Source organism: Caballeronia sp. ATUFL_F1_KS4A, from assembly GCF_023630905.1.
Taxonomy (GTDB): Bacteria; Pseudomonadota; Gammaproteobacteria; order Burkholderiales; family Burkholderiaceae; genus Caballeronia; species Caballeronia zhejiangensis.
In genome coordinates this window covers 111,313-123,694 of the sequence record NZ_JALQEB010000030.1, presented here as the reverse complement: position 1 = coordinate 123,694, position 12,382 = coordinate 111,313, and the positions used below count along the sequence as shown (strand labels likewise).

Here is a 12,382-nt window from a genome sequence, read left to right as displayed (position 1 = left end):
CCGCGATGCATCTGCTCCGCACGACGCCGGGAGGCTTCGTCGACGACGCGCAGGGCGTCATGCGTATCGATCAGACGAGCGCGCCGATCGTCGTGCTCAGCTCCGCCGATACGACGCTCGCGTTGCTCGCGAGCGCGTTTCCGCGTCTCGAGCCCGGCTTTCCCGACGTGCGGCTCGCGAATCAATCGTTTCTGCGTCAGCCCGCATCGGTCGATTTCTATGTCGACGATGTATTGCGTCACGCGAAGGTCGTGATCGTCGATCATCTCGGCGGCGAATCGTACTGGCCGTACGGCATCGAGCGGCTCGTCGCGCTCGCGAAAGAGCGCAAGCAGATGCTCGCGATGTTTTCGGGCGATCTCACCGAGGACCCGAATCTTATCGGCAAGAGCACGGCCGATGCAGCGTTTTGCCGCGAGCTGTCGCGCTATCTGCGCGAAGGCGGCGCGCGCAATGCCGAGGAGTTTCTACGCGCGATCGCGCATCGCGCGTTCGGCTTCGGGCGCGAGCCGCAGCCGCCGAGTCCGCTGCCCGCCGTCGCGATCTATCATCCCGAGCGCGAAATCGCGGTCATCGACGACTGGCAGGCGCGCTGGACCGGAGGCGCGAGCGTCGCCGCGATTCTGTTTTACCGCGCGCATTTGCAATCGGGCAATACGGCCGTGTTCGATGCGCTCATCGAAGCGCTCGAAAAAGAAGGCATGAATCCGTTGCCGATCGCGATTTCGTCGCTCAAGGAAAGCGTGAGCCGCGAAGTGGTCGAGCGTTTGTGCGCGCAGCATCGCGCATCGCTCGTATTGAACACGACGGCTTTTGCGGCGAGCGTGATCGGCGAGGACGAAGCGTTCGAAGTCGCGGGCGATGCGCCCGTGCTGCAAGTCATCCTGAGCGGCGGCAATCGCGATGACTGGCAGAAGGACAATCACGGCCTGAATTCGCGCGACGTCGCCATGCATGTCGCGCTTCCCGAAGTCGATGGCCGCATCATCACGCGCGCCGTGAGTTTCAAGGGGCTCGCATATCACTGCAAGCATACGCAGGTGGATGTCGTGCGCTATCAGGCCGACGCGGAGCGCGTGCGCTTCGTCGCCGAACTGAGCCGGCGTTGGTCCAAGCTGCGTCATACGCCGAACGCGCAGAAGCGCATCGCGCTCGTGCTGGCGAACTACCCGGCGAGCGAAGGGCGCATCGGCAATGGCGTGGGACTCGATACGCCTGCATCCGCGATCAACATTCTGTCGATGCTCGCGCGAGAAGGCTATCGCGTCGGCACGATGCCGCCGAACGGCGATGCGCTCATCGCCGCGTTGACGGAAGGCGTAACCAACGATCCCGTCGTCCGCGATATGCGCCCTGCGTTGCAGAGTCTTTCGCTCGATGACTATCTCGACGCGTATCGCACACTGCCCGCCGATGCGCGCGCCGCGCTCGAAAAAACCTGGGGCGCACCCGAAGACGACCCGACGATCAGACGCGGCCGTTTCATGATCGCGGGCTATCGCTGCGGGGAAGTGTTCATCGGCATTCAGCCTTCGCGTTCGCGGCAGCGCAACGATTACGCGAGCTATCACGATGCCGAACTCGTGCCGCCGCATTCCTATCTCGCGTTCTACTTCTGGCTGCGTCTGCGCTTTCAGGCGGATGCGCTCGTGCATGTCGGCAAGCACGGCAATCTCGAATGGCTGCCGGGAAAGAGCGTCGCGTTGTCGTCATCGTGCTGGCCGGATGCGATTCTCGGACCGATGCCGCATCTCTATCCGTTCATCGTCAACGATCCGGGCGAAGGCAGTCAGGCGAAGCGCCGCGCGCAGGCCGTGATCATCGATCATCTGATGCCGCCGCTCACGCGCGCCGAGAACTATGGGCCATTGCAGGATCTCGAGCGTCAGGTCGACGAATACTACGAAGCGTTGATGGTCGATGTGCGCCGCGCGAAGCTGCTGCGCAAGACGATTCTCGCGAACATCGTCGAGAACCGGCTGCACGAGGAACTCGGGCTGGATGCGCCACGCGATACCGTGGGTGAAGACGCGTTGCTCACGCGCGCCGATGCCTATCTCTGCGAACTGAAGGAAGCGCAGATTCGCGACGGCCTGCATGTATTCGGTGTCTCGCCGCAAGGCGTGCAACGACGCGACACGCTGCTCGCGCTCGGCCGCTTTCCGATCGGCGACGGCCAGGGCGCGAACGCGAGCCTGATCGTCGCGATCGCACGGGATCTGCAATTGCCCGATATCTTCGATCCGCTCGATGCGGACTGGGCCGCGCCGTGGACCGGCCCGCGTCCGCAAGCACTTGCCGATGTGAGCGAAGCGCCGTGGCGTCATCAAGGCGATACGCGCGAGCGCCTCGAATCGTTAGCGATGCAACTATTGTCCGATGCTGACGCAGCCGCGCCCGGACCGCGTGCATCGCTCGTGCTCGAACGTCTGCGTGGCGATGTGCTCGCGCGGCTCGATGCGTGCGGCCCGCAAGAGCTGACGCAACTGAAGCGAGGTCTCGAAGGCCGTTTCGTGCCGCCGGGTCCGAGCGGCTCGCCTTCGCGCGGCAGACCGGACGTGCTGCCCACCGGCCGCAACTTCTATTCCGTCGATACGCGCGCATTGCCGACGCAGGCCGCATGGTCGCTCGGCGTAAAGTCGGCGAACGCATTGGTCGAACGCCATGTGCAGGATCACGGCGATTTTCCGCGGGCAATCGGCTTGTCGGTGTGGGGCACGGCGACGATGCGGACCGGCGGCGACGATATCGCGCAGGCATTCGCGTTGATCGGCGTGCGGCCCAAGTGGGCGGCGGGCAGTCATCGCGTGACCGACTTCGAGATTCTGCCGATCTCGATCTTCAACCGGCCGCGCATCGACGTGACATTGCGCGTATCGGGCTTCTTCCGCGATGCGTTCGCGAATCTCATTCATCTCTTCGATGCGGCGGTGCAGGCCGTCGCCGAATTGGGCGACGAGCCCGCCGATGTCAACCCGATCCGCGCGCGCATCCTTCGTGAGCGCGACGAGCTGATCGCGCGCGGCATCGAGGCAAAGGAAGCGCGGCGTCGAGCGGGCTGGCGCGTGTTCAGCACGAAGCCGGGCGCATACGGCGCGGGTCTGCAGGAACTGATCGACGCAAAGCAATGGCAGACCGATGCGGATCTTTCCGCCGCGTATCAAAGCGCGGGCGGCTACGCGTATTCGCAATCGGGCGATGGCGTCGAAGCACGCGCGAGCTTCGGCGCGCGGCTATCGACGCTCGATGTCGTCGTGCAGAACCAGGACAATCGCGAACACGATCTGCTCGATTCGAACGACTATCACCAGTTCCAGGGCGGCATGGTCGCGGCCGTGCGCTATCTGTCGGGCGTGCAGCCGCAGACGTATAACGCCGATCACAGCAATCCCGCTGCGCCGCGCGTTCGCACGCTGAACGAAGAGATTGCGCGCGTGGTGCGTTCACGCGTGGTCAATCCGAAGTGGATCGATGGCGTGAAGCGGCACGGTTACAAGGGCGCGTCCGAACTCGCGGCGACCGTCGACTACCTGTTCGGCTACGACGCCACCGCGCGCGTCGTGTCGGATCATCAGTACGCGCTGGTCACCGATGCCTATCTGAACGATGCCGACACGCGCGAGTTCATTGCGCAGCACAATCCGCACGCGTTGCAATCGATCTGCGAGCGTCTGCTCGAAGCGATGCAACGCGGTCTGTGGCAGCAACCCGCTGGCTATCGCGAGCAGGTCGAACGGCATCTGCTCGATGTCGAACAGCACATCGAAGGCCGACATTCTTGAACGAATCCATCACATCTGCCGTGTTTCCTTTTTCGGCGCTCGTCGCACAGGCGCCCTTGCAGCAGGCGCTTTTGCTCGCGGCCGTCGATCCTTCGATCGGCGGCGTGCTCGTGAGCGGGCCGCGCGGCACCGCGAAATCCACCGCGACGCGCGCACTCGCGGAGTTGCTGCCCGAAGGGAAGCTCGTGACCTTGCCGCTCGGCGCGAGCGAGGAACAGTTGATCGGCACGCTCGACATCCAAAGCGCATTGCGCGACGGCGGTGTGAAGTTTTCTCCGGGCCTGCTTGCGAAGGCGCATCGGGGCGTGCTGTATGTCGATGAAGTGAATCTCCTGCCGAATCCGCTCGTCGATCAGTTGCTCGATGTTGCGGCGAGCGGCGTGAACATCGTCGAGCGCGATGGCATTTCGCATCGGCACGACGCGCGCTTCGTGCTGATCGGCACGATGAATCCGGAAGAGGGCGAGTTGCGGCCGCAATTGCTCGATCGTTTCGGTCTTGCCGTGGAGATGAACAATTGCTTCGATGCGCTCGTGCGGCAACGTATCGTCAAGGCGCGTCTTGCATTCGATGCCGATCCTGATTCGTTTCGCGCGCGGCATCGCGACGAGCAGGCTTCGCTGGAATCGCGCATTCACGCGGCGCGCGCGGCATTGTCGTCATTCGATTTCGATGATGCGGTTCATGCGCGCGTGAGCGAGCTTTGCATCGAGGCGCATGTCGACGGCTTGCGTGCGGACATCGTCATGCTGCGCGCGGCGCGAGCGCTGGCTGCGTTGGAGGAAGCAGCGGGCGTGAACGTCACGCACGTCGAACGCGTCGCCGATGCGGTGCTTACGCATCGGCGAAGAGAAGGGGAAGCGCCTTCACGCGAACCGGCAGGCCGCGAGTCGACGTCGCCCGATGCAGGCTCGAACCAAGCGGATTGGGGCTACATGCCGCCGGAGCCGACGGGAACCGCGAAGGTCAAGCAAGTGAGGCCGCTCGCCGCAAAAAAAGCCTGAACCATCGAAGGCGCGACGCGAATGCCTTCGACACAAGGCATCGTCTTCGATGGAACGAAGCGTTCGCGAAAGGCCGCAGCGCGACGCGCGAGGGCGAAGTCAGCGCGTCGATCGACTGGATGGCGACATTGCGCGCAAAGCGTTCCGCGCGTTTTGCTACGGAGCATTTGCGATATCGGCGCACGCAGGGCGACGGTGCGGTGCTGCATTGTTTTCTGCTCGATTGCTCCGGCTCGATGCTCGCCGGCGAGCGCCTTGCGCGCGCGAAGGGCATGCTCGTCGCGCTGTTCGATCGCGCTTATCGTGAGCGGGCGGAGATTGCGCTGATATGTTTCGGCGGTGCACGCGCGGAAGTGCGTCGTCAGCCGGGCGCGGCGCATTGGTTCAATGAGCGGTGGGTCGCGCCGATCGGCGGCGGTGGCGGCACGCCCCTCGCGCTTGGGCTGGCGAGCGCGGGAACGGTGCTCGAAAGAGCGGCTCGGCGCAGACCAGTGCAACGGCGCTGCTTGTGGGTGCTCACCGACGGGCGAACGAACGAGCAACCGCAAGCACCTCACGCAGCGGATGAGATCGTCGTCGTCGATTTCGAGGAAGGTGCGATTCGGGTCGGGCGCGGCGAGGCGCTCGCGCGCGAGTGGAGCGCGAGATATGTGCTTGCGGATGCGCTGATAAGAATCTCGGATTGTTGAGCAATTGATTCGAATATTGCCGACTGCCACGGTGATTGTCCGAATTTTGCGCGATCAGGCTTGCAGCCGATTCAGCGAGCGATATCGACTTTATAATCGCCTGCATATTTCGGAGTTGTTTGGCTATGAATAATTAGGATAACAAATGTACAGACCAAGCTTTGCGGCCGCGTGGTCGGCATCCATGGAAATCTTCGATCCATCGAATTCCGAGGGGAAGGTCGCGACGGTGATTGGTGGGAAGGTAGCCGCCAACATCAACGAGGTGGGTGCGGAAGCGAGGTGGAAGAACACATGCGCGGTTCGCATGAGCTATATCTTGAATCACTCGGGCGTGACCATTCCAGCCATCGATGGGAAGACGGTTTCAGGCGCTGATCGTCGACGCTACTTCTTTCGCGTGGTGGACCTCATCGAATTTCTCAAACAGCGTTGGGGCAAGCCGGAAACGATTGAATATCCGCCCTCGGGAGGCGGCAGGCTCGCAGGCAAAAAAGGTGTGATTCTCTTTGAAACGTCGGGATGGCGAGACGCACAAGGCCATGCCACCTTGTACAACGGTATCGTTTGCTACGACAGTTGTTACTTCAACGAACCTGGGGTTCGATACAGGACCGACCAGGCGCATTTTTGGAGCCTGTCATGAAGCGATGGACCAGCCTGGTGATTCTCGCGCTGGCGTGCGCTACGGCAAGCGGACAGACCATTCCCCCCAACGAAAACTCGCCGGAAGCGCCATCGCGTACCTACGCCCAGAATTACAAGGACATGGTTTTGGCCATATGCGTCGCCACAGCGTACAAAGGCAGTAACGACGCAGCCGTCGATGCCGGAAGTAGCGCGAGCGCACTGAGAGACTGGACTTATTACGACCTCGATAAAGGTCCCGCGGAAGTGGAGGCGCTAGTGCGCAAGTATCTACGGCGCGATTACTATAATCCGCTTGTCGAGGCCGAAGCGAAGGGAGCGGACATTCGCTTCGATTTTCTCAAGTGCCTCGACCTGTACCACAGCAAGGAATTGGAGCGGCTGGTCAAACGACGGGTAGCGCACCCTGACTGGACGGTACGTTCGCGTTCAAAAGCGGGCAAGCATTGACTCTCGACGCATCCTCAGTCATACCACCGCGGCGTATAAACCCAATCCCCGACGACACGCGTCATCGATGATCCGACGATGACCATCGTCCTCATGTCGACGAGCTCGCTCTTCAGTTCACCGAGCTCAATGACGCGCAAAGCCTCCGCCGGACGTCCGATATCTCTTCCCAGCACGACCGGCGTGTCCGAGTCCCGATATCGCTTCACGACGTCGATCGCGCGATCGAACTGCCACGGCCGCGCCTTCGACAGCGGGTTATAGAAGGCCATCACGAGATCCGCTTCGCCTGCATGCGCGATGCGCTTCTCGATCACGCTCCACGGCTTCAAGTTATCCGACAACGACAACACGCAGAAGTCATGGCCGAGCGGCGCACCCGCGCGCGCGGCCGTCGCGAGCGAGGCCGACACGCCCGGCACGATCCGAAGCTTCACCGCATTCCATTCGGGATGCGTGGCGCGTCCTTCGTCGAGTGCTTCGAGCACCGCTGCGGCCATCGCGAACACGCCGGGATCGCCCGATGACACCACGATCACGCGTCGGCCTTCACTCGCGAGTTCGAACGCGTGTCGCGCGCGCTGCAGTTCCTCGCGATTGTCGGTGACGTGCACGCGCTGGTCGTCGCGAAACGGTCCCGCCATACGCACATACGTCTCGTAACCGAGCACGTCTTGTGCGTCGTGAAGCGCGCTTCTTGCGGCGGGCGTCATCAGTTCCGCCTTGCCGGGACCAAGGCCGATCACCGTCAGCGTGCCGCGCGCACGGCCGATCGATCCCGCATCGATCGGCGTATCGCTGACGTGCAGCGCAACGCCTCGCGCATCGTTGCGAGCGAATGGCGGGGCATCGCAGAAGCGCAACGGCACATCGAGCGCACGCGCCGCATCTTCGAGCGGACGCGAAGCCATGTAGCGAGCGGGCGCGGTCAACGCCGCGAGCGCAAGCGGTGCGAGACCACGTTCGTTCAAGGCAGCTCGCACGCGTTCGGCGAGGTCATCGTCGTGTGAAATATCTTCGATCCACGCAAGCACGCAACGCGGATGAATCACGAGGCTGTTTTCATCGCGCGTGGCAAGCGGCGTGATGCGAACGGCAAGACGCGCATCGTCGTTGCGAGGCAGCGCGGCATCGTCGAGCCAGGGCGCGTGGCCTTCGATGCGCGTCGTCGCGCCCGCCAGCAGGTCGGACACGAAACGCTTGCCTTGCTCGATATCCGCAAGTGCATAACCTTCGGGCGGCGCCAGCAGACATTTCCCGAAGCGCAATTCGCCGCTCGTCGTGATCGCGGGCGCGACTTGCAAGGCCTCGCCGATCTCGCGCGCAAGCACATTCACGCCGCTCATGCCGCCGAGCAGCGGCACGATGGCGCTGCCATCCTGCGCGATGGCGAGCACGGGCGGTTCGTTGCCTTTGTCGGCGAGACAGGATGCAAGCGCGCGAATCACGATGCCCGCGGAACACAGCGCGACGATCGCCGCGCCCGACGCATACAGACCACGCACGTGCGCGCCGAAGTCGTCATACGCGATGTCCGCGCTCACGCGGCTCGCCAGTCCATGCACGCGCGATTGCGGAAAGCGCGCCTGAATGCGACGCGCGGTATCGAGCGCGCCCGCGCCGAGCACGACGATCGCCATCGGCATGGAAGCCTTCATGCACGCCATTTTTTCCCCGGCACGACGAGCAGCGAGAAATACGGCGATGCCATCGGATCGACTTCATCGAGCGGCACGATGCGCTGGTTGGCCATCGTCGCGCGCTCGACATACAACGCGCGATCGTCGAGGCCGAGTTCGCCCAGCACGCGCCGCACTTTCTCGAAGTTGCGGCCGAGCTTCATGATGACGGCCGCATCGGCTGCTTCGAGACGGCGCTTCAGATCGTCTTCAGGCAGCACGCCCGACAGCACCGACAGACTCTGATTGCGATACACGAGCGGCACGCCGAGCACGGCCACGCCGCCGAGCATCGAGCACACGCCCGGCACGACCTCTGCATCGAAGCGTGCTGCGAGACGATCGTGCAGATACATGTACGAGCCGTAGAAAAACGGATCGCCCTCGCAGATCACGGCGACATCGCGGCCGGATTCGAGATGACCGGATATCGTGAGCGCGGCTTCGTCGTAGAACGCGCTGATGATCGTCTCGTAGCAGAGCGGCGGTTCGAGCGCTTCGGTCGTCACCGGATAGACGAGCGGCAGGCGCATCTGCGTATCGTCGAGATGCGATTCGATGATGCCGAACGCATTACCCTTCTTGCCCTTTGCGACGAAATACGCGACCACCGGCGCGGTCTTCAAAAGCCGCAGCGCCTTCACGGTGATCAGCTCCGGATCGCCCGGGCCGACGCCTAATCCAAAGAGACGTCCGCGCATCATTCGGCCTCCGAAGCAAGTGCGTTCACTGCGGCCGCTGCCATCGCGCTGCCCCCGCGCCGGCCGAGCAGCGCGACGAAGGGCACGCCGCGGCTATCGGCGGCGAGCATCGCTTTCGATTCCGCCGCGCCGATGAAACCGACCGGAAAGCCGAGAATGAGCGCGGGCTTCGGCGCGCCGGCATCGATCATGTCGAGCAGATGGAAGAGCGCGGTCGGCGCGTTGCCTATCGCGACGATCGCGCCTTCGAGTTGCGCACGCCATAGTTCGAGCGCGGCGGCCGAGCGCGTGTTGCGCATCGCGCGGGCGCGCTCGGGAATCGAGGGATCGCTCAAGGTGCAGATCACGCGGTTGTCGGCGGGCAAGCGCGCGCGCGTGATGCCCTCGGCGACCATGCGCGCATCGCACAGGATCGGCGCGCCTGCTGCAAGCGCCTTTCTTCCGATGCTGCCCGCGCCGGGCGAGAAGCGCAGATCGCTCACGATATCCACCATGCCGCACGCATGGATCAGCCGCACGGCGAGCTTCTCCAGATCGGCGGGAATGGCGGCGAGGTCGGCTTCGGCGCGGATCGTCGCAAAGGACTGACGATAAATCTCCGCGCCGTCGCGGATGTAGTCAAGCATCGGCATGGCTCCGGGCGAGCCGTTCGGCCGCCTCTTCGATGGTCAGATTGCGCGCGACGGCTCGTGCGTCGCGATGTAAGTCGTATCGTCCGGGCGCGACTGCGTAGAGCGTGACCGGAACCGGATGCGCCGCCGCGCACGAACGCTCGCAGCCGCTCAGATGCACCTGCGTCCCGTCATCCGAAGGCAGGAGCGCGGCGAGCCGGTGAGCATCGGCTTTGGTGTCGGCACGGCTCTTTGCGCAGCCTTCCGAACCCGCGCACGCGATGAGGCGCGCGAGCGGTTCGTGCGCGCCGGTTGCAAGGCCGAGCGCGTGCAGCCCTTGCAGCACGTCATGCGCTGAATGCGCCGCGAGGTCGGGAATCAGCACGCTTTGCCACGGCGTCATCGTCAGGCGGCTTGCGCCGTGTGCGTCGGCGAGATTGGCGAGCGCTTCGAGCGTCGTCGCATCGAGACGGCCCAGCGGCGTTTGCGCACCCGCGTACCACGTCGCGCGATGCGGCTCCTCGTGCGCGCCGAGACGCAGCGATGCATCGGCGGGTGCGCGTGTCCATGTCGCGATATCGGCGTCGAAACGCAAGGCGTCGAGAAAGCGCGCAACGCCGATACGCGCAAGCAGATCGCGCATGCGATGTTCTTCAGGCGTCGCCAGCGCGAGAAAGCTGCGCAACACGTTCAGGACGAACATCACGAGATCGTCGCGCGAGATCGCGCCGAGCGCCGGATCGCGCATCGTTCCGGCGAGGCCGAATGCGAAGCGCGCGCCATCCTCGATGGCGGAAAGCCAAACATCGTGCGGATGATCGAGCATCGCGAGGCGCTCGCCGGCGTCGAGCTGGAGCGCGAATTTCGGCGACAGCGCATGCAGCGACGCATCGGCCTGCATCGCATCGACGATCCGCGCGGCGAGCGCGCGCGTGCCGTCGTCCGCGAGCGGGCTCAGCATTACGTTGCGGATGTCGTCTGCGCCCGCCGTCGACGGGCCGAGGCCCGCGTCGAGGGCGCAGACGACGAGCGCGGCGTGGGCATCGTCGCGAATGCCGCGCAGTTGCAGATTCGCGCGATTGGTCACTTCGATCACGCCCGAGCCGCACTCGCGAGCCGCACGCGCGACGGCCCGCGCCGCCCGCGTGCTCAACACGCCGCCCGCGAGACGCAGACGCGCAAGGCCGCCATCGCGCGCGGGCACGATGCGCATCAGGCCCGGGCATGCGGAAGCACGCGGCGTTGCGTTGAGCGATGAGCGGTCGAAAGAATTCAAAAGCGTGACCCGTTGGGCTTCGCGCGTGATGAGCGAACCGGTACACCCCGCCCGGTCGGCGTCGCGCGAATGCGTTGGGTCGGCAGGTCTCTTGGCTGGCAGGTCGACATTCGCGCCGGCCTTCCCGGTAAAAACCAGTGGCAGTGGAGCGCGGACTCGCTGCGTACAATTGCGGGGGCAGCCACAGTTTTGCTGTGTTCCCTTTTAAGCCCTCGGTCTCACGACCCCGGGCGCCGACGGACCTGTATTATGCCCGCTTTTATCGACCCTCCGAGCGCTTCCGGCATGTATCCGGGAACGCGATCGGAATCGCTGCAAGGAGACCGCGCATGTCGAACTGGCTGACCGTGGTGGGCATCGGCGAAGACGGCTGGCACGGACTTTCCCGCGCCGCGCGTCGCGCGCTTCTCGACGCCCAGTCGATCCACGGCGGCGAACGTCATCTCGCGTTGCTGCCGGATCGCATCGCCGCGCGCCGCATGCCGTGGCCGAAACCCTTTTCGCTCGATGCCGTGCTCGCCGACCGCGGCGACGGCAAGACGCGCATCTGCGTGCTCGCGAGCGGCGATCCGATGTGCTTCGGCGTCGGCGCGACGCTCGCGCGCGAAGTCGCCAACGGCGAAATGCGCGTCATTCCCGCGCCGTCGTCGCTGTCGCTCGCGGCGGCGCGCCTGTGCTGGGCGCTCCAAGACGCCGTCTGCGTATCGCTCGTCGGGCGGCCGGCGGCGTCGCTGCTCGCGAATCTGCATCGCGGCGTGCGCCTCATCGTGCTGAGCGCGGACGGCACGACGCCCGCCGCCGTCGCCACGCTTCTGACCGCGCATGGTTTCGGCGCGAGCCGCATGACCGTCTTCGAGCATCTCGGCGGCAGCGACGAACGCCGCATCGACGAGCGTGCCGACGACTGGCGCGAGCCCGTCGTTGCCGCGCTCAATCTCATCGCGATCGAGTGCCGGACGCACGCCGGCCACGCCGGGCCGCCGCTCACGCCCGGTCTCGCCGACGACGCCTACCGCCACGACGGCCAGTTGACGAAGCGCGACGTGCGCGCCGTGACGCTCGCGCGCCTCGCGCCGCAGCCCGGCGAACTGCTGTGGGACGTCGGCGCGGGCTGCGGCTCGATCGGCATCGAATGGATGCGCGCGCACGGCGCGTGTCGGGCGATCGCGATCGAAGCGAACGAGAGCCGTCAGCGTCTCATCGAATACAACCGCGATGCGCTCGGCGTGCCCGCGCTGCAACTCGTCAGAGGCGAAGCGCCCGCCGCGCTCGACGGCCTTCCCGCGCCGGACGCGGTGTTCATCGGCGGTGGATTGACGGTGCCGGGCCTGCTCGATGCGTGCTGGGCGCGTCTGCGTCAGGGGGGGCGGCTCGTCGCCAATGCGGTGACGCTGCAAAGCGAGGCGGCGCTCGTCGAATGGCGCGCGCGGCACGGCGGCGAGCTGACGCGCATCGGCGTCGCGCAGGCGGAACCGCTCGGCAGCTTCGACACGTGGCGTCAGGCGCTGCCGATCACCGTCCTGCACGCGAGCAAACCGTGAT

At 64.9% G+C, this 12,382-nt stretch carries 10 protein-coding genes and 1 riboswitch; of the genes, 6 read left to right on the top strand and 4 right to left on the bottom strand.

Annotation, left to right across the window (positions count from 1 at the left end; all coding sequences use genetic code 11):
• The first annotated feature begins 5 nt into the window (after positions 1-5).
• The 5 genes from cobN to NCS03_RS18170 all read left to right on the top strand — a co-directional run bounded on the left by cobN (position 6) and on the right by NCS03_RS18170 (position 6,573).
• Entirely contained in the window at positions 6-3,782 is a 3,777-nt protein-coding gene (gene cobN / locus NCS03_RS18190; protein WP_250529527.1) for a cobaltochelatase subunit CobN, read from the top strand.
• The gene (locus NCS03_RS18185) at positions 3,779-4,786 is read left to right on the top strand and encodes a magnesium chelatase ATPase subunit I (RefSeq protein ID WP_250529526.1); all 1,008 of its coding nucleotides are present in this window, start codon (positions 3,779-3,781) and stop codon (positions 4,784-4,786) included. The genes cobN and NCS03_RS18185 overlap by 4 nt, the downstream gene beginning before the upstream one ends.
• A gap of 119 nt (positions 4,787-4,905) precedes the next feature.
• On the top strand, positions 4,906-5,475 hold the full coding sequence (locus NCS03_RS18180) for a vWA domain-containing protein (protein WP_250435925.1): 570 nt from the start codon (positions 4,906-4,908) through the stop codon (positions 5,473-5,475).
• Positions 5,476-5,620: 145 nt separating this feature from the next.
• Positions 5,621-6,121, top strand: coding sequence for a type VI secretion system amidase effector protein Tae4 (locus NCS03_RS18175; protein WP_250529525.1), 501 nt, complete (start codon positions 5,621-5,623; stop codon positions 6,119-6,121).
• Positions 6,118-6,573, top strand: coding sequence for a type VI secretion system amidase immunity protein Tai4 (locus tag NCS03_RS18170; protein WP_250529524.1), 456 nt, complete (start codon positions 6,118-6,120; stop codon positions 6,571-6,573). Before NCS03_RS18175 ends, NCS03_RS18170 begins: the two co-directional genes overlap by 4 nt.
• A gap of 14 nt (positions 6,574-6,587) precedes the next feature.
• Here NCS03_RS18170 and cobJ read toward each other — a convergent pair whose 3' ends face one another.
• Genes cobJ through cobG form a run of 4 tightly spaced genes read right to left on the bottom strand, consistent with a single transcriptional unit; the run spans position 6,588 to position 10,840 of the window.
• Positions 6,588-8,240: a precorrin-3B C(17)-methyltransferase gene (cobJ, locus tag NCS03_RS18165; protein ID WP_250529523.1), complete on the bottom strand. Its 1,653-nt coding sequence runs from the start codon at positions 8,238-8,240 to the stop codon at positions 6,588-6,590.
• A complete protein-coding gene (locus NCS03_RS18160; protein ID WP_250435921.1) occupies positions 8,228-8,956 on the bottom strand; it encodes a precorrin-2 C(20)-methyltransferase in 729 nt (242 codons plus the stop codon). Before NCS03_RS18160 ends, cobJ begins: the two co-directional genes overlap by 13 nt.
• Positions 8,953-9,579 carry a precorrin-8X methylmutase gene (locus tag NCS03_RS18155; RefSeq protein ID WP_008353117.1) on the bottom strand — a complete coding sequence of 209 codons (627 nt, stop codon included), beginning with the start codon at positions 9,577-9,579 and terminating at the stop codon, positions 8,953-8,955. Before NCS03_RS18155 ends, NCS03_RS18160 begins: the two co-directional genes overlap by 4 nt.
• A complete protein-coding gene (gene cobG / locus NCS03_RS18150; protein ID WP_250529522.1) occupies positions 9,572-10,840 on the bottom strand; it encodes a precorrin-3B synthase in 1,269 nt (422 codons plus the stop codon). Before cobG ends, NCS03_RS18155 begins: the two co-directional genes overlap by 8 nt.
• Positions 10,841-10,904: 64 nt before the next feature.
• Positions 10,905-11,093: riboswitch (cobalamin riboswitch) on the bottom strand.
• Positions 11,094-11,169: 76 nt separating this feature from the next.
• Between cobG and cbiE the strand changes: the two genes are divergently transcribed.
• A complete protein-coding gene (gene cbiE, locus NCS03_RS18145) occupies positions 11,170-12,381 on the top strand; it encodes a precorrin-6y C5,15-methyltransferase (decarboxylating) subunit CbiE (protein WP_175979434.1) in 1,212 nt (403 codons plus the stop codon).
• The last annotated feature ends 1 nt before the right edge of the window (position 12,382 follow it).

Coding starts and splice junctions, on each gene's coding strand:
- NCS03_RS18160 (WP_250435921.1), bottom strand. CDS start 8,956: ATGATGCGCGGACGTCTCTTTGGATTAGGCGTCGGCCCGGGCGATCCG.
- cobN (WP_250529527.1), top strand. CDS start 6: ATGCATCTGCTCCGCACGACGCCGGGAGGCTTCGTCGACGACGCGCAG.
- NCS03_RS18155 (WP_008353117.1), bottom strand. CDS start 9,579: ATGCTTGACTACATCCGCGACGGCGCGGAGATTTATCGTCAGTCCTTT.
- cobJ (WP_250529523.1), bottom strand. CDS start 8,240: ATGGCGTGCATGAAGGCTTCCATGCCGATGGCGATCGTCGTGCTCGGC.
- NCS03_RS18170 (WP_250529524.1), top strand. CDS start 6,118: ATGAAGCGATGGACCAGCCTGGTGATTCTCGCGCTGGCGTGCGCTACG.
- NCS03_RS18175 (WP_250529525.1), top strand. CDS start 5,621: ATGTACAGACCAAGCTTTGCGGCCGCGTGGTCGGCATCCATGGAAATC.
- cbiE (WP_175979434.1), top strand. CDS start 11,170: ATGTCGAACTGGCTGACCGTGGTGGGCATCGGCGAAGACGGCTGGCAC.
- NCS03_RS18180 (WP_250435925.1), top strand. CDS start 4,906: ATGGCGACATTGCGCGCAAAGCGTTCCGCGCGTTTTGCTACGGAGCAT.